Source organism: Wolbachia pipientis, assembly GCF_001752665.1.
GTDB classification, from domain to species: Bacteria; Pseudomonadota; Alphaproteobacteria; order Rickettsiales; family Anaplasmataceae; genus Wolbachia; species Wolbachia pipientis_A.
The window spans coordinates 61895-84250 of the sequence record NZ_MJMG01000006.1 but is presented as its reverse complement, the minus strand read 5'-3'; the positions used below and the strand labels follow the sequence as shown (position 1 = coordinate 84250).

Sequence of the window (22356 nt, the reverse complement as noted above, 5' to 3'; positions counted from 1 at the left end):
ATAGGATTTTGTGGTTTATCAATAAAGGTCTAATCAACTTAGATGTAAAAGAATAGGTGTGTGGTGATCTATTGGCTATAGAGAAGTTTATCTCTAATAGTCTCATAAGTATTAATAATCAAAATGTTCAAGATATAATTTTTCATCTTATTAGGTCAGGAGGAAAAAAGGTAAGGCCTAAGCTAGTGTGTATAATATGCAAGATGCTCAATTATTTAGAGGAAGATAGAATAAAGGTTGCTGCGTCTGTTGAGCTTATACACAATGCTACTTTACTACATGATGATGTACTAGATGAAAGTGATGCACGTCATGGGATTAAGACCGCAAATAATATATGGGGAAATAAGCTAAGCATTTTAGTAGGTGATTTGCTTCTTACTATAGCTTTTAGATGGTTAATAACATGTCAGAATTTACGTATTGTATCTATATTATTTGAAGCGTCTCATTCGCTTGTTAATGGTGAAATAATGCAACTGACAACAAATTTTAACCCTGATACAGTTAGACAGAATTACTTTGATATTATTCAGAAGAAAACTGCCTCCCTGTTTTCTGCATGTTGTGAAGCTGCGGCTATCATATCTGGTGCAACAGGTAATGAAGTGGATAGATTAAAAAAATTTGGTCTCAATTTTGGCATGGCATTTCAAATCATTGATGATATGTTAGATTATATTGCTACTCAAGATACTTCAGGCAAAAAACAGGGAAAAGATTTTTTTGATGGTAAACCTACACTTCCTGCAATCATAGCGTATGAAAGAGGTAATAAGGAGGAACGGGAATTCTGGAATAAATGCTTTACTTTGAATGAACATAATTTATCTCAAGCATTAAACTACATAAAAAAGCATGATGCCATCCGATTTTCTATAGAAGAAGCAAAACTCTATGTTAATGTTGCTCAAAGTGAGATTAGTGATTTTTCTAATAAAGATATTTTAATTGACTTTTTATATAAGGTCCTTCATGTAAAGGATCTGACTTTTTAAGGAAAAAGAGTTGCGAATCCTGATGACGGTATTGCTACAGTAAATTCGTGTTAGGGTATGTAAAGATAGTAACAAGGAGCAGACGTATGGGAAAGAATAGACTGTTTGCGAAATGTTTAAATTAGAGCCTTTATGCGCTTTAAGTAAATTTCTATATTACGTCAATTTTTGCTGCAAGAATAAAATCACTTTCGGTCAGACCATTGATTTTATGCGTCCATATTTCGATTGTACAAACTCCCCATGTGACCATTAAACTAGGATGATGTGCTTCCTTTTCTGCAAGCTCTGCAATTTGGTTAGCAAAAGCCATGGCATTCGTAAAGTTACTAAATTTATATTCTTTATATAGATGGCCAACATCATTTATTACCCAATTATTATCTAACTCTATAAGTAATTTTGTAATTTCTTTATTGGATAATGGCGGCATACCACCTTGACATGGTATGCAAGTTTTATTTCTTAAACTTGTTTGTGTCATTGGATTTAGTAAAATAAATTGTATTTTGATTATATAATTAATATTTTGTTTAACAAGCTCTCTTTTTTCTTTGTAATACATTTATTATATTGACCTCTATATAAAATAATTGCGTCAGGTAGATATACCATTTTTGAATTTTAGAAATAAATACTATATTGATAGAGCTCATCAGTTATTAAGATAGTGGTTAGTTAAATCTTTCACTTCTACATTTAAAATGCCTTTAATACTTAAAATTTTTCTTTCTGTGATGATTCCTATATTGGAAAATACCACATTATTAAATATTTCTTCAAATTTCTTTTGGTTTTGTGGTGCAACTGTAACTAATATTCTACTCTGGGATTCAGAAAATAGAATAGTTCTTAAATCATTGATATTAGAAGGTATTAATGTGTAATCTATTGCTGCTCCAAGGTTGCCAGCAATTAAGGACTTTGCTAAAGCAACGATTATTCCTCCAAGATTTGGCGTAATTGCAGAAACAATCAAACCTTCCTTGATTGCTTTATTATAGCATTCATATAATTTTCTGGCGCTCTTTGCATCTACTTTTGGCAGATTATTATTGCTTATTCCACTATATAATTGATACTCTGACCTAGCTAGTTCATCATAAGTAGTACCAAGTACATATATTAAGTCATCTGGAATTTTTACGTCTAATGAAACAGCATTCTCTATGTTTTCCATGATACCAATAGCTGAAATAAGCAATGAAGGAGGCGAAGATATTTTTACTGCTTTCCCTTCTGCATTATATCCTTTAAAATCATTAAACATACTATCTTTACCGGAAATAAAAGGTGTTTTAAATGCAATTGCATAATCATAACAAGCTTGGGCTGCACGCTTTAATTGCCATAACCTTTCTTGGTTATAAGAGTCACACCAGCAAAAATTATCGAGTAATGCTAAATGATTTATATTTCCTCCCACTGCAACATAATTACGTATAGCGGTGTCAATTGCACATGCTGCCATATGATAAGTATCGATTTCTCCGTAGCTTGAACCAAATCCATGAGATTTTACAATGCCACGTGTTGATGATAAAATTGGTCTGGAAACAACAGCTTCACTACATACTCTGCCTTTACCTTGTAGTGGCTTGAGTATCGATGATCCTTGTACTTCATGGTCATATTGTGCTGCTATAAATTCTTTGCTACATATGTTATGTCTACTCAACATTTCTTTCAATTCGATATCTATCGGAATATCAGCAGGTCTTCTTTTAATCTCTGCAGGTTTTCCTAACCAAGGTTTCGTCTTTAAATACATTTTAGGGTTACCGTTATGCAAGAAAGTTGTATCTATATCCATAATTACAGTTGAAGCAGTTTGTACTATTGCTTTTTTACTGTTGTTAAATTCTCCTATTACACTGAATTCTACATCATGCTTCTTCATGATTTGTTGCAATATAGAAAGGTTTTTGTGAGGTACTGCTAAAGTCATTCTTTCTTGTGATTCTGAGACCCATATTTCCCAAGGGGCCATATTATTGTTTTTCAATAAAACTTTACTGAGATCTACTCTAAACCCTTCTTTTCCCATTTCTCCTATAGATGAAGAAAATCCACCAGCTCCATTATCTGTTATAGCATTATAGAGACCAAGATTACGTGCTTCCAAAATAGCATTAGACAACTTTTTCTGTGTTATGGGATCACCAATTTGCACTATTGTTGATGGACTGTTATCAGATAGTGCTTCTGAAGAAAACGTTGCGCCATGTATTCCGTCTTTCCCAACTCGTCCACCTATAATTACAATTTTGTCACCGTTTTTTGTGTCTTTAATATGTGAGGGATAACCATCTATATTTCGTGGAATAATTCCTACACTTCCCACAAATACTAGAGGTTTAGCACAAAATCTGTTATCAAAATACACAGAACCTAATTGAGTGGGAATACCTGAGCAATTTCCACCAATATTTATACCACGTATAATACCTTTCATGATAAATTCTGGCTGTAAAACTTCGCTAGTATGTTCTTTGTCTCTATATAATTTCTCTTTTAATTCATTAGCAAAGCAGAAGTAATAAGTGTTCATGATAGGTTCTGCACCTTTACCAAAACCTAATATATCTCTGTTTACTCCTAGAATACCTGTTATTGACCCACCAAATGGATCCAGAGCTGAAGGACTGTTATGAGTTTCAACTTTATCTACGATTAAATATTTATCATCGAAAATTATTGCACCTGCGTTATCAGAGAAGACAGATACGCATATATCAGAATTTATCTCACGTGTTGCACGTTTAATATAATGTTCATATAATCCATCCGTGATTTCGTCAATAGCAGCACAAAAAATGTTGTGTTTACAGTGTTCAGACCAAGTTTGTGCTAAAGCTTCTAGTTCAATATCGTAAGGATTTCTATTAAGCTTATTAAAATAGTCCTTAATTATTTTCATTGCAGGAAGAGAAAGCCCTAAAGTGCCGTTACCGTTAATTCCTTCTCTGCTTATTTTTTCAAGCGTATTATCATCTACATTTATGCTTACAGGTTGAGCATTAAGGGTATGAGTTTTGTTGCAAGAGATTAATTGTTTACCATAGTACTGCCATGTATAGCTGTTATTCTCTGTGTATATAAGCGTGCAACATTCAGTAATAGGGTTATACATTTCTTTTATATCATCAGGTATACCAAGAATTAATTTTGAACTTCGTCCATATATAGGGACATTTTTATCAATGTAATTTTTGCTTAATAAATATTCTTTAACTATCTGTCCTGCTGTATTGCCTATATTATCAGTCATACCTGGTAAAAAGCTTATCTCTATTGCACATTTAATATGAGGCTTTATAAATTTGTACGGAACTTCTTTTATGCTTTTGTTATAGAGATAGTAACGGCATTCATGTGTAACTTTATTGTAAAATAATTCAGATATTTCATGATATATTGTTTCTGTTAATACCTTACCGATATAAATTGAATAAACGTTAATTTGCTGTATGCAATTGTTTAGTACCTCTATTCTAATGTTTATCATGCATATAATTTATAAAAGCTATTATATCTTTTATTATGGTGCAGAAGTCTCAAAAATTATAGGCTTTTTACAAAAAGCCTATATGTTTAATTTGAATTGTTCTAGATGTCATGTACTACTTCCTCTGGATGTCGCGTACTGCAGCATGTAGTGCGGTTACTGCTTGTGCGTGTATCACAGTATTAGGTGGTGCATTTTGCAGGTTTGATACACATTGTAGAAATTCAATCATAGCGTGAACATCTGTAAGACTAGATAACTTAAATTTACCTAAAACACCACGAAGCGATTTATTGATTTCAATCATTTTCTCAATTTGCACACATTCTTCTCCTCCTAGGACTATATGGCCACCTTCTTCTAGTCGATTCTTTACAAATTGCATACATAAAGTCCTATAATGTTCCTCTTGCTCTTCATAAGCAGTATGTGGACTCTTTAGATCATTAGAGATGTCTAGGTTCTCAACAATTCCTATATATTAGGAGCTACATTAACTAGTACTTTGTACTGTATCACATAAGCCAACAGATATTTCTGGGTTTTCTAATGTACTGCCTTCTTGAACAGATTGAATTGACGTAGTATTTTTTGCTCATCGTGTGTAATTGGAGACCGAAAAAGCCATTGTATATGCTGTATAATGGAATTTATTGGATTCATAATTTGCCTATTAAACACTTAACTTTTATATTATAATTTCTATAGACTCAATATTTATTTTATAAAAGTTATTGCTAATTAACATATCGCTTTAATCCAGCTACAATTTTATCAGATTGATTTTCGCTTGAATCTAGATTAAGTGCAAAATGTGTTACATATTTTCCATCAGGTCCAATAAGGTATATAACAGAAGAATGATTAATTTCTTCTTCGCCAGCTACTTTACTTGCGTAAACTTTGTATTTTAGAATGACTTGATCTATTTCTTCTCTTGTTCCTGTTAACATTTGTATTCTATCATCAAACTGTTGATGAAATTCTTTTAACTTTTTAATACTATCACGTTCTGGATCAATAGTAATAAATATTGCTTGCAGTTTTTTATGAATGTTATTATCGAGTTTTGCCAATGCTTCAGAAATAATTCCGAGATGCATAGGGCAGATGCGTTTACATAATGAAAATCCAAAGAAAATTAATTTATATTTATCTTTTAAGTCATTACTATGGACTACCTGTCCATCTTGATTAATTAAAGAAAAATCTCCACCTATAGCAACTTCTGTATTATCAATCTTAGTTTGGCTAAAGATACCATTTTTAGTAAAATAACAGTAACCAAAAAATATAAATGCTAATAATATTAACAAATTAAATATTTTTCTTACAATTTTTATCATCACAAATAATTTTTCCACAATGGACTCTTAATCTGTTTTAATAGCTTTTTATGAGCGTCAATTTCGTTATCACTGGGAAAGTACTTCCTCTGAGTTAAATTATATGCTTTATGCTTAGTTAATACAGAATCATTATTACTATTGTTTATATCATCAAAGAGAAAAATTTGCAACCCTCCTGTAAGCTCAACATATACTTTGGCAAGTAATTGAGCATCAATTAGTGCACCATGCAATTCTCTATTATCTAGAGATATATCAAAACGTTTACATAATGCATTCAACGAAGCTGGAGATCCTGCAAATTTTTTCCGTGCTAATGGTAATGTATCTATTACCCTGTCGACAGAAATTGGCTTGCAATTTAACTTGCTAAACTCCATATTCAGAAACTTAATATCAAATGCAGCATTATGAATGACTAAAATATCATCAGATATAAAATCTAGCAGCTCAGATACTATATCTGCAAATAATGGTTTGCCTTGTATAAATTCTTCACTAATGCCATGTACTTTAAAAGAGTGATAGGGTATATCTCTTTCAGGGTTAATGTACCTATGAAATGCATTACCTGTTGGCATACGGTTTATCAATTCTACACACCCTATCTCAATAATCCGGTGACCTACTGTGATGTCAAGGCCTGTTGTTTCAGTGTCAAGTACTATTTCACGCATCATTTTTTATAGAAACAAGTAACCAGATTGGATCTGATGAATTGATATTTTTCTTGAATTGCCATGTATCTTTAACCTGATTAATAGTATGTGTGTCACCTTTGATAATCTCGCCTTGATCATTTTTGCTGAAATTGATCTGTTCTGATAGAAAATACACAGAAATAAATGCTATATTCTTCACTACTTTTATTTCCGTAATTTTTTGTGTAATAATAGAGACAATTATAGATTCATTTATAGTTTGACGATTTGTAACTTTTTCTACAAATGAATTGTAAAGATTACGATCTAAAAGCTGCTTTAATTGCGTTAAGTTACCTTGATTAAAATACTTTATTATCATTTCAAATGCCATACTTGCACCTTGCATAAAGTCAGCAATCGCAAAATCCTTGTTTTTTTTTAATATTTCCTTATAAGGGGCCATATTCTTGTCGGCGTGATCAATATAGTGATCTACATTTGTTTCTACTTTATTTCTTTCTAAATTATCTACTAGTTTACTAAAACTAAGATTTATTGATCTGCCTGTTGACTTACCTAAAGAATTATATAAACGCAAAAAGATAAATGCTGCCAGTAAAGCGTATATTACAAGTTCCATCATATTAGTAGATTTACTTTTGTGTAATAATAGTATAGTATATTAACAAACATTTCAATTTAATTAAAGGGAGATATAAAAAATGTCAATGAAAATCCGTGGTCAATATATTAAGGATTTGTCATTTGAAAATCCAAATGCACCATTTCTTGTTTCAAATAATGCACCAGATATCAATGTTACGGTAAACATAAATGCAGTCAAATTGGAACATACAGACGGGGAAGAAAAAGTAGATGAAAAACAAGAGTCATTTCATGAGATTACACTACACATAGAAACTAAGGCAATAGTACAAGATGGACAAGAAAAAGAGAATGTAGCGTTTATGAGTGACATAAAATATTGTGGTGTATTTTCAATAGATAGTTCTTTTACAGAAGAAGAACTAAAACAAGTTTTATTTATTCAGGCTCCTACTTTTCTTTTTCCTTTTGCGAGAGAAATTATTGCAAGGATTACAAATAGTGGAGGATTTCCGCCTCTTATGTTAGAGCCAATAGATTTTAAGGCTATGTACTATGCACAATCTAGGCAGAAAAACTAGCATAGTAATTGTAATTAAAATGAGAGTTACATAAGATGAATTATGCTTTCAATACAAAAGCAGCTATGGACATTGGTAAAAGATCATATAGCTATTTTAGTCTGAATAGTGTTGGCAAATTTTTAGGAATAGACGTTTCCAGGTTACCGTGTTCATTAAAAATTTTACTTGAAAATTTATTAAGGAACAATGGTAATAAGCTGGATGACATAAGAGCATTAGCAAATTGTGTCAATAAGTATATGCGTCATGAAATTATCTATAAGCCAGCAAGGGTATTGATGCAGGACTTTACAGGTGTACCTGCTATAGTAGATTTAGCTTCAATGCGTAGCTATTTAAAAAGCAATATAAATCCATCTGTACCTGTTGATCTTGTTATTGACCATTCTGTTCAGGTTGATAGTCATGGAGATGATGCTGCATTTAGTAAAAATATAGCGTTAGAAATGGAACGCAATCTGGAAAGGTATCGATTTTTGAAGTGGGGAGAGTTATCATTCAGAAATTTTAGAGTCGTTCCTCCAGGTACAGGGATCTGTCATCAGGTTAATTTAGAATATTTGGCACAAGTTGTATATAATGATAACGGGCTGATATATCCAGATACGCTTGTTGGTACAGATAGCCATACTACTATGATCAACGGGCTATCAGTTTTAGGGTGGGGTGTAGGTGGAATAGAAGCTGAATCTGTGATGCTTGGCCAATCTATAAGTATGGTTATTCCAGAGGTAATAGGGGTGAAATTGGTAGGTAAGCTTACAGAAGGAGTTACTGCTACTGATTTAGTACTAACAATTACAAACATTTTAAGAACAAAAGGAGTAGTAGGCAAGTTTGTAGAGTTTTATGGTAAAGGCCTAGATGGTTTGTCGGTTCCAGATAGAGCTACTATAGCAAATATGGCTCCTGAATATGGTGCTACTTGTGGCTTTTTTCCTATAGATAAAAAAACTTTAGATTATTTACATTTAACTGGCCGTACTACAGAATTAATCAATTTGGTTGAACAATATGCCAAGGAACAAGGGCTATGGACAAATGAGAATATAACGTTCTTTGATAAAATAGAAATCGATTTATCTTCTATAGAACCAGTAATTGCTGGTCCTAAAAGACCACAAGATAAACTGTATCTTTCACAAGTAGCAGATTCTTTTGCTTTTTCATGTGGAACAGGCAATTTGAATGATGAGTTACAAAATGGTAGTATAGTAATTGCAGCAATCACAAGTTGTACAAATACTTCTAATCCTCATACAATGATAGCAGCAGGTCTTGTTGCACGTAATGCAGTGAAACTTGGGTTGAAGACAAAATATTGGGTTAAGACTTCATTGGCACCTGGATCAAAAGTTGTTACAGAATATTTGGAACAATCTGGTTTACAAGAAAGCTTGGATAGTTTAGGTTTTAATCTTGTAGGATATGGTTGTACTACATGTATAGGCAACTCTGGACCGCTAAATGATCAAATAGAAAATGATATTAACAGTAGAAATTTAATTGTTGCAGCTGTATTGTCAGGTAATCGTAATTTTGAAGGAAGAATACATCCTTTAGTTAAAGTAAATTATCTTGCTTCTCCTCCTCTTGTAGTGGCATATGCGCTTGCAGGTAGTGTAAAACTAGATTTAACTAAAGATCCAATAAGTAGAGATATCAATGGGCATGATGTTTACTTAAAGGATATATGGCCAACAAATAGTGAAGTAGAAGATTATGTAAGTAAGGTGATAACACGTGAAATGTTCATCAAGAAATACCAAAGTATATTTTCTGGTGATAAATCTTGGCAAGAAATAAAGTGTGAAAAAAGTTCAGTCTATAATTGGGATCCAAATAGCACATATATACAAAACCCGCCTTATTTTGATAATGTATTAAGTCGTAGTAGTACTATCAATATAAATAATGCACGAATACTAGCAGTTTTAGGTGATAGTGTCACTACTGATCATATTTCTCCAGCGGGAAATATTGCTATAAATAGTCCTGCTGGTACGTACTTAAAAGAGCTCGGTGTTGAACCTAAAGACTTTAATTCTTATGGGTCACGTCGTGGAAATCATAACGTAATGATGCGTGGAACCTTTGCAAATATCAGGATCAAGAATGAAATGGTTGATGCTGAAGGGGGTTACACAAGATATATGCCATCAAGAGAAGTAATGTCAATTTTTGATGCAGCAATGCGTTACAAAAAGTGTGATATACCGTTAATAATTTTAGCAGGAAAAGAATATGGCACAGGTTCTAGTAGAGATTGGGCTGCAAAAGGTACTGTATTGCTTGGGGTAAAAGCTGTAATTGCAGAAAGTTTTGAACGTATACATAGGTCTAATCTGATAGGTATGGGGGTATTACCTCTCATATTTCAGAATGGTGTGACAAAAAAAGTATTTGATGGTGATGAGATAGTGAGTATACGTGGTACAATTGAACCAGAAGCAAATCTAGAGTGTGTAGTAAAAAATGGTGATCAACCTGAACAATTAATTCAATTGAAGTGCTGCATTGAAACGCTTATTGAGGCTGAATATGTAAAAAGTGGAGGAATATTGCACTATATATTGTCATTGTATTAATGAAATCCCCCTGTACATGCTTTTGTACGGTGTGTATAAGAACTGCTTTGCTACATTGCTATAATCATATTATATATTGGGATTGCTAACCTAAGCTTAAGAGCAAAAATATAGAAAGTAATTTCTACTATATATTTAGGTGATGTACACTTATAGAACCAGAAAGATACAATAATATAAAAAATAAGGTAACATCTTTTTATTGTACAAATATAAGGAGATGCTACCAGATATAAGTGTTACGTAAAAACAGAAGATTGGAAAATAATCTATGAATTTTTGAAAACTATCAAAAATATTCGAGTAAAGAACTACAAGAAAATTTTTAGACATCTTTATACAAAACGACACCTAATCGAGTGTTTTTTCAGTAAAATTAAGCACTTTAAACGTATCTACTCTCGTTTCAATAAAAATATCCTCGGGGGGTTCCCCCTTGGTTTTAATGATGTCAAGTGTAGAAAGTCTTGGACTGTATAAAAATACACTAAAAAACGTTAGAAGACAGTGTGTAGGTGCGCTAGTTCATGTATATTTCATTTGAAGTCTCATCCTGTTCAACTTCCTTATCCCATACTTCACGACAATAGTATGCACCCTTATTCTGCGTCGTAAAGTATGTATCTAAACTCTCACCTGGCGGATGTAATACAAAATTATGATATACATCTTCTGGAATGGTAAATGTTTGTTTAATAATACCAGAGTGTATATCTAGTATAAACATAACACCCTTATTACTCACAACAAATAATGTGTCAGAATATGGTGTAAGAGACGTAGTAGCACTTACTGGAAGTTTAGTATTCCACATTATCTGACCATTAGAAGGTTCTATTTTTATCACATAATCGTCTTCAGTTACCATAAAAACATTGTTAACAATACCATTGTCTATACTCTTTACCCGTATAGGTTTTGACCATAAAAGACTACCAGATTTTATATCAAGAGCAACAGCAATATCATTATTTGTAGCTATTAATAACTTGTCATTAACTACTTTCAGCATAGTTGCAACATCCACACAGTGAGTATGCAAGAGATTTATAGGAAATTTGTAAGACCATAATTTTGGTCCATTTTCATCAAACGCTATCAATTCTTCATTTGAGAATGAAGCAATTATTATATTATTACTTGTGACAATAGGTGATATAGAATGTGACTTCATAACATCATTATTGCTGTAATGATATGACCAAATTTGATCACCACTTTTCCCATCTAGAACATACAAAGAGTTATCAACAGTAAGCACTGCTAACTTATCAATATCTAGAATTGGTGACTCATCCTTCAATATTATCCCACTTCCACTTATCGGAGCTTTAAATTCTTTTTTCCATTTAACTAGGTTGTCATATTCTTCTTCTGATGATTCTAAGTCCTGTATCAGGTAAAACATGTTATCGATTGTACAGACAAGGTTATTATAATTACGAGAATTAATACTCATTCTACTAATCACTTTATGATCATCAGATAGATCTAATACCCTATTTTTCCATGATCCATCATAATGTAATACTCCTTTTCCATCTATAATTATATCACCTTTAAGACGTTTATAAACAGGTGCTATATATCCTTGAGATAATTTTGTGTCTATGTAGCTTAATGGTGTACATTGATACTTCGACTGTGTTATTTCTTCGTCTCTTGCAATTGCACAATTTATATTAAAAAGGAACGTAATTATTAGAAGAATCACTAATTTCATGAGATGTGTTAAAAAACAATTTAGCTATTATATATTTTATTACATTTACTGCAACAAAAAACTATACTGTTAATACAGTAAAAATATTTTTTGCAGCGTTTTACTCTAGTAATGTTATTGATTCTGATATGATCACAGTGAATCCTGTAAAATTTGGAGATAATTTGAAAAGTTAGTAACGATACTCGATTTGTAATCAAGGATTGTTTAATTCAGATCCAATGATAGCAAGTAGCATTCATGGTATTACTGACATAAAACGGTGATTAAACAAACAAATTCACCAAAATTTAATTAAATAGTAATACCATTACACATGGTGAGAGTGGTAAAGTGTGAGTAACAAAGAAGATATAAACCAGTTAATAGAAAGTGGTTTTGACATTAATTCAAAAAATAATAACGGTATTACTCTTTTACATGAATTCGCAATAGAAGGTAATCTCAAAGGAGTAAAGTCTTTACTTGAGCATGAAGTAGACTTCAATGCAGTAGATACAGAACACAGAAATTCTCTGCATTACGCTGTAATACATAGACATAAAAAAATTGCAAAACTCTTAATTAGCAAGTTAACCGTTAATTCAAAAGATAAAAATGGATTTACACCATTGCATCTTGCTATATTGCAGGATGATATAGAAATGATCAATTTGCTAATTGAAAATGGGGCAAAAGTAAACGTGCATAATCTTTTAGAAGGATATACTCCACTACACATAGCTTCACTATACGGTTCTAAAAAAAGTGTACAAATTTTGATTAATAAAGGAGCAAACTCTGAATCCAAAGACAATAACTCACATACACCATTGTTTTCGCTAGTATTTGAATACGCAATACATTGTAAGAGTAGAATGGAAATTCTAGAATACTTAATAAAACAAGGAGCAAATATATACGCAAAGGACGCAGAAGATAATACTATACTGTTTTTAGCAGTATATAATAACCAGATACAAATTGTTAAATTCATTGCTAAAAAGCTAGATCAAGCAAAGTTTAAAGAGCTTGTTGCAGTTAAAAATAAACAGGGTTTTGATCCACTGGATTGCGTAGTAGAAAATAATAATGAAAAAATGATGAAATTTTTCATATCAAAAGGAATTACACTCAACGATAGTAATAGTATAAAACTACATAAAGCCAGTTATACTGGTAATCTTGAAGCAGTAAAACTCTTATTGAAATTTAAATTTAATGTTAATGCTCTTACTAAGTGTGGTAAAACTTCACTACATTTAGCAGCTAAAAAAGGTCATATAGAGGTTATAAAAATATTATTAGGATATAAAATAAATATGAATATACGTGACTCATACGGCTATACTGCATTACATGTAGCAATTCAAAACAACCACTTCAACATCACACAATTATTGATTATTGAAGGAGCAGATATTAACATAAAATGTAATAATAATTATACTCCTATAGAATTGCTTATTAAACAATCTTGTAATAAAGAAAAAATTTACGAGAAATTCCACAGATTTTTAATTTTTTATTTTGCAGAACAACATAATAGATATAAAGGACATCATATATTGATTATGTTAGCTTTAAGCGCGACCATTATAGGGTTACCATTTGTTTTGAGGCTTATAGCGCAATATAGAGAAAAAACTAAGATATACCAAGAAATAAAAGAAAAATTGGAAAGCTGTGTGTTTAGTCACTCTGTACAAAACATGGTTGATCAAGAATAAATAACTTATCAATAATAAGCAGCATTACTTTTAATGACAGTTATATTTTTATTGGGTAATTCTTTAACGAACCTGGATACACTCATTGTTTGCCATTGATTGTTTATTTCTCTCTTATCTACATATGAAACAGTTAACTTTTCCTTTGCTCTTGTTATTCCTACATATGCAAGTCTTCTCTCCTCTTCTAATGCCTTGCCACTCCTATCATCAAAAGATCTCTGGTGTGGAAACAATCCTTCTTCCCATCCTGGCAAAAATACACATGGAAATTCCAACCCTTTAGCTGCATGAAGAGTCATTACATATACGTTGTCATCATCTTTCATATTATCCACTTCCATCACAAGGCTTATATGCTCTAAAAAAATTAGAGCATTTTCAAAGTTTTTTAAAGATGAAATAAGCTCTCTTACATTCTCTATACGAGTAACTCCTGTCGCACCATCCTCCTCTAGCATTTCTATATATCCAGATTGTGCAACTATGCTTCCAACAAAATCATGCAGTGCTCTTGTATTTATTACTTTTTGCCACAATTTAATTTTATTAATAAAATCATCGAGCGAACGCTTAACTCTCTCTGTCGCCTGGTCATCGGCAATCAATATTTGTGCTGCCTCAAAAAAAGATATCCTATGATCGCTAGCAACCGTATAGATTTTTTTGAGAGTTGTTGTACCTATACCTCTTTTTGGGCGATTTATTATACGTTCAAAAGCAAGATCGTCATTATTATTAATAATGAGTCTTAAATATGCAATTATATCTTTAATTTCTTGACGTTCATAAAATTTCATGCCACTGATCATTTTATATGGGATTGAATACTTTATAAAATATTCTTCAAGCACTCTGGTCTGAAAAGTTGCTCTGACTAAAACTGCAATGTCGCTGAACTTATATTTGTTAAGCTTTAATATCTGTTCACTAATAAACCTTGCTTCAGCTCTACTATCCCACAATTTCACTAAGTTGATTTTATCACCACCAGTACTTTGAGTCCACAAACTCTTGCCTAATCTGGCTTTATTATTACTGATTATACGTGATGCAGCAGAAAGTATGTGAAAGGTTGAGCGATAATTACGTTCTAATTTGACAGTTGTTGCATTTTTGAAATCATCTGAAAATCTTAAAATATTTTCAACTTCTGCACCACGCCAGCTATATATTGATTGGTCATCATCTCCAACACAACAAATATTTGAATGCGTTTGTGCAAGATACTTAAGCCAAACATACTGTATTGTATTCGTATCCTGGTACTCATCTACCATTATATACTTAAATTTATTTTGGTAATACGACAATATCTCATCATGCTGGCTAAAAATCTCTATGTTGTATAACAACAGATCACCAAAATCAACAGAATTAAGAAACTTCAGCCTTTCTTGATACTTATAGTATACTTTTGATATAAGATCTGATTTAAACTCTACTGTTTCAGGATATTTTTCTTTCCATTTTTGGATTGCATTTACAACTGTACTATATTTTTCCATGAGTGTGCCTACATCATTCATGATACTTTTTATAATCTGTAACTGTTCATCAATGCCAATAATAAAAAAATTATGATTTAAGCCTACCAATTCCGCATGTTTACGCAAAATTTTTGCTGCAATAGCATGAAATGTCCCAAGCCATGGCACATTTACATTTGTAAGCTTAAATACCCTAGAACCCATTTCCGCAGCTGCTTTATTTGTAAATGTTACAGCCAATATTTGTTCAGGAAAGGCATAATAATTATTAATAATGTGTGCTATTCTTGCAGTAATGGTTCTAGTCTTGCCAGTACCAGCTCCAGCAAGTATTAATAACGGCCCATCTATGTTGATCATAGCTGAATGCTGTTCTGGATTTAAGTTGCTACTCATACGATATAATGCTATTTTCAACCAGTTAACATCATGACTACAATATTGTAAAGATTTTTATGAAATGGCGAGATGAAGGCATTATTATATCAACTAAAAAACATGGTGATAAAAATCTAATTATTTCCCTATTTACACAAAACCATGGCAGGCGTAAAGGGTTAGCAAAATTAGTAAGTAATAAGTTTCAAATAAGCAATTTACTAGATGTAGAATGGAATGCAAGACTACCAGAAAATTTAGGATTCTTTAAATGTGAATTAATAGAATCTCCCTTACATCATTTTTTTCATAATAGGTTAAAAAACATTGCAATTATTTCTTTTGCTTCTATTTTAGAAAAAGTGCTGCCAGAGGGAGAATCTTACTCTTTACTGTACGGTCACTTTTTACATTTTATTCATATAATGAAACAAGATAATGAAATGTGGCAAGGACACTATATTGATTTAGAGCTTTCACTCTTAACACAATTAGGATTTAATTTAGATTTATCTAAATGTGCTGTAACAGGTACAACAGAAAATTTAAAATTTATTTCGCCAAAAACAGGTAGAGCAGTATCTACAGCAGTAGGAATATCTTATGCAGATAAGTTATTCCCATTTCCGCAGATTCTATATGATATATATAACCATAATATACAAAACAGTTATTCTTATTCAGAATTTCAATCTGGACTAAAAATTACTGGATACTTTTTAAATAARTACCTACTTTTACAATTAAGTGTAAAGCTTCCAGAAGCTAGAAGTTTGATGCTTACCGAGACCTTTTGCTCTTTTTAAAAGGTATATTTTCATTAAACAAACAAACAGTACTTGAACCATGCCTTAAAGTAAACACTGAATTTACTCTTTCAACAATCAGAAAATCATCCTCTGTACGGAAGTTTACTAAAGATTCATATCCATGAGAATTAACAACAAAAACCGCTGGAAATTCAGAATTCTTGCGGAATTGTAAGTAAGTAAATTTCCCATCATCAAATGCTCTAATTGGAACTATAGATTCACTACCCTTAATATGTGAAATAGAATAATTAAAATTAATGCCCTTTTTTATCACCTCAATATCGCTTAAGTCAGGGATCGCTGTATTTGTATTGTGAATCTTGTTAAAAACGTCACCACCGTGCATAAATAACCCATCATCGAACAAAGGATAGAGAAATCTTACCTCGTATGCTAATCTTGGATCGTCTAGTCCGGTTGCTTCTTCAGCATGCAACTCAAAATAATAAATTCTTCTGTCGGTGATAATAGTTGCATTAGTATCAGCGATATCATCTATTGGTTTAATAAACAATCTGTTACCTTGAGGATGAAGCTGCCAACCAGTTGAATCACCCATGGTAATGCTCTGTATTACTTCTCCTGGCTCAAAAAGTATACTAGATTGATAACCATAAAAACCAGTATATTTATGTATGGCATGCGGGTTATAACTTATCACTTTTATATGATCATCCCCAGATATTGATCGTGGTTCCTGCTTTGCAAATATAGTACCACAACACAAAACTAACAACATAACACATAACAAGCGATTCATAGTTTTAATATATAAGTCTTAAATGCTATCATAAGTGAATATGAACTGCAATAGTTTTCAACTATGTCTTTCAGTATAGTCTTTAAATACACCACGATTAGAATCAAAATATAATTTAATACTGCCTATAGGACCATTTCTTTGTTTTGCAATCATAAGTTCTGCAATATTTCTGATTTTCTCCATTTTTTCTTGCCACTCCCTATGTTTATTACTACCCTCACTCGGTTGTTTTCTTAATTCATAATATTCTTCCCTGTACAAAAACATTACTATATCTGCATCTTGCTCTATACTTCCTGAATCACGCAAATCAGCAAGCTGAGGTTTTTTATCATCTCGCTGTTCAACAGAACGTGAAAGCTGTGAAAGAGCAACAACAGGAATATTTAATTCTTTTGCTATTGCTTTTAACCCTTGTGTTACTTCTGATATTTCTTGCACTCTATTTTCACTGCTTCTCTTTGTAGTACCTCTGATCAATTGCAGATAATCAATAAATACAGCTTCTATGTTATAAAGCTGATATAGTAAACGTATTCTTGTACGTAGCGCATTAATTGATAATGCAGGAGTGTCATCTATTATAAAGGGTAATGATGATAATTTAGTACTAGTATTAATAAATTCATGTAATTCAAAATCGCTAATTTTGCCCGTTAAAGCTTTGTAATAACTGATTCCTGATTCTATTGTAATGAGTCTTGCAGTTAACTGTTCTGCTGACATTTCAAGTGAAAAAAATGCTATGTAACGTTGTCCATCAAAGTTTGTGTGTAAAACTTTGCATGCATTTAAGGCAATATTTAATGCCATTGCTGTTTTCCCCATAGAGGGTCTCGCAGCTAAAATCAATAAATCAGACTTTTGTAAACCTCCCAGCAGATGATTTAAATCTTGAAATCCTGTTGTGATGCCCAAAGCTTCAGGATTTTGTTTTAATAGAGTAATTTTTTCAACTACACTTTTTATTGAACTTTCAAGCTTTATATACCTTTTGTCATCATACTTCTTCACTGCTAAATTAAACAATTTTGTCATTGCTTGTTCAATCTGTACTTGTGCAGAACTTTCGACATCGCAATTATAACTGTCATTAATTATTTCCTGACCCAGCTTAATCAAGCATCTTCTCAAATATGCATCACGGATTATCCTAGTTAAACTGTATATATCCAGTGCAATACTTGCCTTTGCTGCAAGCTTTGTAAGATATTCACTACCTCCACATTCATGAAAAATTTGGTTGTTCTCAAAAAACATTTTTAAGCTCAGTTCATTAGCAACGATACCGTGCTTTCTTGTTTTAGAAATTTGAGTAAAGATATTCTGATGTAAAGGATCATAAAAATTTTCTGCTGTTATTACATCTTCCACAGCGTCACAGATCCTATTATCACGTATCATTGCACCGATTAACATCTGCTCAGCTTCAATATTATATGGTAGCTGACATATTGACGCTTCTTTATTTAATAAATGGACCAACTTATTCATTTTACTCTTTAAGTGCTGATAATTATTGTAAAGTATTTGGTTTTTATTTAAAGCCCTATACTTGACTAATGTGCAATTGCATATAGCATTAGGATTAAGCCTCTGTGGTGAAATGGTAGACACGGCAGACTCAAAATCTGCTGCTTGCAAGAGCATGCTGGTTCAAGTCCGGTCAGGGGCACTTATGTTGTGCTATATTGCTTTTTATGTTATATCGATTTTTTCAAAGTTTGATTTCTATATTTTTTTCTGTAACTTCAATTTCAAACCAAAAAAAGAATGAGAAAGGAATATGTTATGTCGCGGGAATAAGACGTTACATATCTATATTAGTGGATCTCATAATTATTATATGTATCCTTAACATTTTCTCATATATGCACAACTTTTTTGATAATTTAATTATGAATCAAGAAATATTAATCCGGACAGTAGAAAAATATAAACTAGGTTTACCTTTATCTGAAGCAGAGACAACTACACGTAATAAAGTAGCCATAGTATCAATTTTTGTAAAAATATTTGAGTGTATTATGCTCTTTAGTTATATATTATGTACATGGTTAAAATTTTCTGCTACACCAGGAAAGCTATTATTCGGATTAAGAGTAGTGGATGCTAATACTTTTAAGAAAATAACACTAAAGCAAGCAATAAAACGATTTCTTGCTTTAGTTGCTTTGATTGTATTATCGGTAGTGCCAATATTTATAATGCTCGTATTAACACAATTATATCCTGACATAAAGTTTATTGTTGCGTTTTTAATTGTATCAGTAATTCCACTACCATTAAATTATATATGGGCAAGTTTTGATAAACAACGCCAAGCTTTGCATGATAAAATTGCTGGCACAGTAGTTGTAACTAGTAACAGTTTAAACAACCATATTATTCTAGGAAGTCCACATCACCAGTCATAAATACATCATCTTCCCATTCAATCAACAATTTACCACCTGGTAAATGTATAAAGGTTTGTTGATTGGTGATATATCCACGTAACACAGACGCAACAAAAGCTGCACACGCTGCACTGCCACATGCAGAGGTAACACCTGTACCTCTTTCCCAAACTTTCAGGATAACTTCTCCTGATTTCTCTATTTTAGCAAAACTAACATTAGTTCTATTGGGAAATAATGGATGATTTTCTAGCTGCGGGGCTAAATTTTGTAAATGTACAGCATCTATATCTTCAACAAAAAAAATCATATGAGGATTAGCAATATTAATAGCTGCAGGATCTTTCAACCCTTGACACCCTATGGGTAGATATAAAGTATTACATTCAACAGACAATGGTATTTCATGCCACTTAAATAATGGTTTTCCCATATTTACCTTGATAGATTTATCATCGACTTTAAAACACTCCAAGATTCGCCCATTCATCAATTCGATTGTTATATACTCGTCATCTTTCTCTAACATCATTAGGTATCCAACACAACGTGCTGCATTTCCACATATCTCAGCCTTACTACCATCACTATTATAGACATGCATAAAACAATCAGCTACACCAGAACTAGTAATGACTATTATTTGATCATAATCTTTACAACCAGCGATTTTTCCACAATCCCATTGTAATAAGCGCAAATCTAGAATGGCAAAGTTATTGCCAATACCATGCATCTTTATAAACATTTTAATTAATATTATTTGCCATATTTTTAATAAAAAGGAAAATTATAGCAAGTATATTTTATAAAAAAGACTATGATTAGAAACTTAATTAAGCACTCTACCAGAGTTGGTAACAGCGAAAATATCATACACTACGTAGAATATCTTTACCAATTTGAGAAATTCAAAAATATATTTAATTTGACTTTATCTTTAATAAAACAAGACAGATTGTCGTTTGAAGTATCTCCAACAACATATTCTATGGAAGAAGGTTTGTGTAAAACGATACAACATTCAGGGATGAAAAGATATATAATAGTTTTAAAAAAATTAAACCCTTACATAATAGTACATGAACTTACACACATGGTTGAAAATGAACTTAATTTGAGTTTAGAAGAAGATTTTATTCACAAGGTTTACCAAGATATGAACCAAAATTTCACACAATCTAATTTACTTGCACAGAGATTAATTAATCAAGTTATATTCAAAGAAATAAAAGCTTATGATAGTGTCAAATCACGAGCCTCTGAATTATTTGCACGTTTTTTTGAACTCTTTGCTTGGGCACAGGAAATATACCCGCAAGATAAAGAATATCTCATTCGTACTTATGATTTAGATAAAATTTTCTTCTATACGAATCAATGGAAAAAGAGTTATCTAGATCCACTGATAATCAGTAAATTAGATAATGCAACGAAAATATACAGCAATAAAACTCCAATGCAAGATGTAAACAAAGTACGCACTCAATGGGGCAACAAAATTACTCCTAAAAATAAAAGAAGTAGCTCTATATTTGAAGACTAGGTTGTTCATTAACTAAAAGTTGACTGGCATAAATTATACATGCTATAATCTTTAATTATAAATTATTAAGGAAGGCAAGTTATGCAGGGTAGCATAGAGCAACAAAGTGATGTTACACAAGTTATTGATGACGGGCAAGTTGCTGACGACGGGTTTGATGACAAGAAGTTTAATCAGCTTCTATGGATAACTGCAGTAGTTGGGGGTGTTATAAGGAGTGGCCTATGTTTGAGTGGCCTCACTTTAGTACCAGTAAGCGCAATCATGGCATCTGCTATTACTGTTACTATAATTATATACTGCAGTAGATTAAGTGGATCAAAGAAAAAGTATAGAAATTTTGATTGGTTATACATGCTTTCTATTGGTTTAGTATCTGGAGTATGCGTTGCCATGCTTATACATTGCATAATCATGCTTATACATTGCATAATACCGTTCTCGCTTCATGGCATAGGTATAGGTGGGTTAATACCACTCTCACTTCTACAAGGCGCGCTCGCCGGTGTATTAACAACAGTCGTATTTGGTCTTGTAAATATGCGAATAGACAAAGTAACGGTAGTCGTGGAGGTGGTAAAGGAGATAGCACTAGCAGCAATAGCAGGGTGTATAGCTAGTGGTATTGCTTGTTGGCTAGAAGCTCCTTTCTTAGTAATGTCTGTCACCTCTATTATGTCTCCGTTGATATTTAAGATTGTGGGTTTTTTGTATGGTGACAAAGACACCTTACCATCTATTACAAAAGATATGTTTAATACTATCATCAACTTGCCGGTTGGATTGAGCATGGCCGTGGCTATAAATTTAGTCTTTCCAATATTTGTATCGCAGTGTAACATGCTTCCAATAATTTTAATATGTACTGCAATAGGAGTAATAACGCCTTATGCCAGTGAAAAAGTTATTAAACCTATAGGACATAAATTAGATGAAGTAGTTATTAAACCTGTAAGAGAAGAAGCACGTAATGGGATATCTAAGATGTTCTTCTCTAGTGCTACAGTAGTTTAAATTAGGTATATCATCATTTGTATAAGTAACAGCTAATTTAAGTATTGCTAAACCAAGCTTAAACGTAAAAATAGAGAGTAATTTCTGCCATATATTTAGGATTTTTTGTTTCGCACCTAAATCGATATAAATAATGACGAAACCTTGGGTATATCTTTTTTCAATACTTTTTTGTAAAACATGTAGGATATTTAAGTGTATCTAAGGTGCATAATTAGCTGCCTTTAATCTTTAATGTATTTAGT

Annotated in this window: 20 protein-coding genes, 1 tRNA gene and 1 pseudogene; 11 read left to right on the top strand and 11 right to left on the bottom strand. The window is 32.0% G+C overall.

Annotated elements, in window-relative coordinates; translation table 11 throughout:
* The first annotated feature begins 56 nt into the window (after nt 1-56).
* Nucleotides 57-998: a polyprenyl synthetase family protein gene (locus BIY23_RS02940; RefSeq protein WP_081326533.1), complete on the top strand. Its 942-nt coding sequence runs from the start codon at nt 57-59 to the stop codon at nt 996-998.
* 151 nt (nt 999-1149) lie between these two features.
* Here the strand turns inward: BIY23_RS02940 and BIY23_RS02935 are convergent, their stop codons facing one another.
* From BIY23_RS02935 to BIY23_RS02910, 6 genes are all read right to left on the bottom strand, one after another.
* Nucleotides 1150-1482 carry a 4a-hydroxytetrahydrobiopterin dehydratase gene (locus BIY23_RS02935; protein WP_070065074.1) on the bottom strand — a complete coding sequence of 111 codons (333 nt, stop codon included), beginning with the start codon at nt 1480-1482 and terminating at the stop codon, nt 1150-1152.
* A 171-nt stretch (nt 1483-1653) separates the two neighbouring features.
* Nucleotides 1654-4506 (bottom strand): phosphoribosylformylglycinamidine synthase subunit PurL, encoded by a 2853-nt coding sequence (locus tag BIY23_RS02930; RefSeq protein WP_070065056.1) that lies wholly within the window; start codon nt 4504-4506, stop codon nt 1654-1656.
* A gap of 115 nt (nt 4507-4621) precedes the next feature.
* A complete protein-coding gene (locus BIY23_RS02925; RefSeq protein ID WP_070065055.1) occupies nt 4622-4891 on the bottom strand; it encodes a hypothetical protein in 270 nt (89 codons plus the stop codon).
* Nucleotides 4892-5243: 352 nt separating this feature from the next.
* Entirely contained in the window at nt 5244-5852 is a 609-nt protein-coding gene (locus BIY23_RS02920) for an SCO family protein (protein WP_070065073.1), read from the bottom strand.
* The gene (gene dnaQ, locus BIY23_RS02915; protein ID WP_070065054.1) at nt 5852-6535 is read right to left on the bottom strand and encodes a DNA polymerase III subunit epsilon; all 684 of its coding nucleotides are present in this window, start codon (nt 6533-6535) and stop codon (nt 5852-5854) included. The genes BIY23_RS02920 and dnaQ overlap by 1 nt, the downstream gene beginning before the upstream one ends.
* Nucleotides 6525-7142 carry a Tim44/TimA family putative adaptor protein gene (locus BIY23_RS02910; RefSeq protein WP_070065053.1) on the bottom strand — a complete coding sequence of 206 codons (618 nt, stop codon included), beginning with the start codon at nt 7140-7142 and terminating at the stop codon, nt 6525-6527. Before BIY23_RS02910 ends, dnaQ begins: the two co-directional genes overlap by 11 nt.
* A 79-nt stretch (nt 7143-7221) precedes the next feature.
* On the opposite strand from BIY23_RS02910, the gene secB reads away from it, so the two are divergent.
* The 3 genes and pseudogenes from secB to BIY23_RS05670 form a co-directional block, all read left to right on the top strand.
* Nucleotides 7222-7686, top strand: coding sequence for a protein-export chaperone SecB (gene secB / locus BIY23_RS02905; RefSeq protein ID WP_070065052.1), 465 nt, complete (start codon nt 7222-7224; stop codon nt 7684-7686).
* Between the two features lie 35 nt (nt 7687-7721).
* On the top strand, nt 7722-10277 hold the full coding sequence (acnA, locus tag BIY23_RS02900) for an aconitate hydratase AcnA (RefSeq protein ID WP_070065051.1): 2556 nt from the start codon (nt 7722-7724) through the stop codon (nt 10275-10277).
* A 330-nt stretch (nt 10278-10607) separates the two neighbouring features.
* Nucleotides 10608-10757: pseudogene (locus tag BIY23_RS05670) on the top strand (IS5/IS1182 family transposase); the annotation flags it as partial.
* Nucleotides 10758-10797: 40 nt separating this feature from the next.
* Here the strand turns inward: BIY23_RS05670 and BIY23_RS02895 are convergent.
* Complete coding sequence (locus tag BIY23_RS02895) at nt 10798-12000, bottom strand: PQQ-binding-like beta-propeller repeat protein (protein ID WP_070065050.1); 1203 nt, start codon at nt 11998-12000, stop codon at nt 10798-10800.
* A gap of 5 nt (nt 12001-12005) precedes the next feature.
* On the opposite strand from BIY23_RS02895, the gene BIY23_RS05250 reads away from it, so the two are divergent.
* Both BIY23_RS05250 and BIY23_RS02890 read left to right on the top strand, forming a co-directional pair.
* A complete protein-coding gene (locus tag BIY23_RS05250; RefSeq protein WP_186820150.1) occupies nt 12006-12176 on the top strand; it encodes a hypothetical protein in 171 nt (56 codons plus the stop codon).
* Nucleotides 12177-12335: 159 nt separating this feature from the next.
* Nucleotides 12336-13709: an ankyrin repeat domain-containing protein gene (locus BIY23_RS02890; RefSeq protein WP_070065049.1), complete on the top strand. Its 1374-nt coding sequence runs from the start codon at nt 12336-12338 to the stop codon at nt 13707-13709.
* Between the two features lie 8 nt (nt 13710-13717).
* Here BIY23_RS02890 and BIY23_RS02885 read toward each other — a convergent pair whose 3' ends face one another.
* Nucleotides 13718-15595: an ATP-dependent helicase gene (locus BIY23_RS02885; RefSeq protein ID WP_070065048.1), complete on the bottom strand. Its 1878-nt coding sequence runs from the start codon at nt 15593-15595 to the stop codon at nt 13718-13720.
* Nucleotides 15596-15654: 59 nt separating this feature from the next.
* Between BIY23_RS02885 and recO the strand changes: the two genes are divergently transcribed.
* Nucleotides 15655-16383, top strand: a complete 729-nt coding sequence (gene recO / locus BIY23_RS02880) for a DNA repair protein RecO (RefSeq protein WP_070065047.1) — start codon at nt 15655-15657, stop codon at nt 16381-16383.
* Here the strand turns inward: recO and virB9 are convergent.
* Together virB9 and BIY23_RS02870 are read right to left on the bottom strand one after the other, a co-directional pair.
* Nucleotides 16358-17149 (bottom strand): P-type conjugative transfer protein VirB9, encoded by a 792-nt coding sequence (virB9, locus tag BIY23_RS02875; RefSeq protein ID WP_070065046.1) that lies wholly within the window; start codon nt 17147-17149, stop codon nt 16358-16360. The genes recO and virB9 overlap by 26 nt on opposite strands.
* A gap of 57 nt (nt 17150-17206) precedes the next feature.
* Entirely contained in the window at nt 17207-18646 is a 1440-nt protein-coding gene (locus tag BIY23_RS02870; protein WP_070065072.1) for a replicative DNA helicase, read from the bottom strand.
* A 98-nt stretch (nt 18647-18744) separates the two neighbouring features.
* On the opposite strand from BIY23_RS02870, the gene BIY23_RS02865 reads away from it, so the two are divergent.
* Together BIY23_RS02865 and BIY23_RS02860 are read left to right on the top strand one after the other, a co-directional pair.
* A tRNA-Leu gene (locus BIY23_RS02865) sits at nt 18745-18827 on the top strand.
* Nucleotides 18828-18852: 25 nt separating this feature from the next.
* Complete coding sequence (locus tag BIY23_RS02860; RefSeq protein ID WP_070065071.1) at nt 18853-19569, top strand: RDD family protein; 717 nt, start codon at nt 18853-18855, stop codon at nt 19567-19569.
* Here the strand turns inward: BIY23_RS02860 and dapF are convergent.
* Entirely contained in the window at nt 19538-20299 is a 762-nt protein-coding gene (gene dapF, locus BIY23_RS02855; RefSeq protein WP_070065045.1) for a diaminopimelate epimerase, read from the bottom strand. The two genes, BIY23_RS02860 and dapF, sit on opposite strands and share 32 nt — an antisense overlap.
* Before the next feature lie 72 nt (nt 20300-20371).
* Here dapF and BIY23_RS02850 point away from each other — a divergent pair, with 72 nt between their 5' ends.
* Both BIY23_RS02850 and BIY23_RS02845 read left to right on the top strand, forming a co-directional pair.
* The gene (locus BIY23_RS02850; RefSeq protein ID WP_070065044.1) at nt 20372-21097 is read left to right on the top strand and encodes a WD_0702 family putative metalloprotease; all 726 of its coding nucleotides are present in this window, start codon (nt 20372-20374) and stop codon (nt 21095-21097) included.
* A gap of 81 nt (nt 21098-21178) precedes the next feature.
* A complete protein-coding gene (locus tag BIY23_RS02845; protein WP_070065043.1) occupies nt 21179-22111 on the top strand; it encodes a hypothetical protein in 933 nt (310 codons plus the stop codon).
* Nucleotides 22112-22356 lie beyond the last annotated feature (245 nt).

Coding starts and splice junctions, on each gene's coding strand:
- BIY23_RS02930 (WP_070065056.1), bottom strand. CDS start 4,506: ATGATAAACATTAGAATAGAGGTACTAAACAATTGCATACAGCAAATT.
- acnA (WP_070065051.1), top strand. CDS start 7,722: ATGAATTATGCTTTCAATACAAAAGCAGCTATGGACATTGGTAAAAGA.
- BIY23_RS02845 (WP_070065043.1), top strand. CDS start 21,179: ATGCAGGGTAGCATAGAGCAACAAAGTGATGTTACACAAGTTATTGAT.
- BIY23_RS02925 (WP_070065055.1), bottom strand. CDS start 4,891: ATGCAATTTGTAAAGAATCGACTAGAAGAAGGTGGCCATATAGTCCTA.
- BIY23_RS02860 (WP_070065071.1), top strand. CDS start 18,853: ATGTTATATCGATTTTTTCAAAGTTTGATTTCTATATTTTTTTCTGTA.
- BIY23_RS02920 (WP_070065073.1), bottom strand. CDS start 5,852: ATGATAAAAATTGTAAGAAAAATATTTAATTTGTTAATATTATTAGCA.
- BIY23_RS02910 (WP_070065053.1), bottom strand. CDS start 7,142: ATGATGGAACTTGTAATATACGCTTTACTGGCAGCATTTATCTTTTTG.
- BIY23_RS02870 (WP_070065072.1), bottom strand. CDS start 18,646: ATGAATAAGTTGGTCCATTTATTAAATAAAGAAGCGTCAATATGTCAG.
- BIY23_RS02895 (WP_070065050.1), bottom strand. CDS start 12,000: ATGAAATTAGTGATTCTTCTAATAATTACGTTCCTTTTTAATATAAAT.
- BIY23_RS02850 (WP_070065044.1), top strand. CDS start 20,372: ATGATTAGAAACTTAATTAAGCACTCTACCAGAGTTGGTAACAGCGAA.
- dnaQ (WP_070065054.1), bottom strand. CDS start 6,535: ATGATGCGTGAAATAGTACTTGACACTGAAACAACAGGCCTTGACATC.
- BIY23_RS02885 (WP_070065048.1), bottom strand. CDS start 15,595: ATGAGTAGCAACTTAAATCCAGAACAGCATTCAGCTATGATCAACATA.
- secB (WP_070065052.1), top strand. CDS start 7,222: ATGTCAATGAAAATCCGTGGTCAATATATTAAGGATTTGTCATTTGAA.
- virB9 (WP_070065046.1), bottom strand. CDS start 17,149: ATGAATCGCTTGTTATGTGTTATGTTGTTAGTTTTGTGTTGTGGTACT.
- dapF (WP_070065045.1), bottom strand. CDS start 20,299: ATGTTTATAAAGATGCATGGTATTGGCAATAACTTTGCCATTCTAGAT.
- BIY23_RS02935 (WP_070065074.1), bottom strand. CDS start 1,482: ATGACACAAACAAGTTTAAGAAATAAAACTTGCATACCATGTCAAGGT.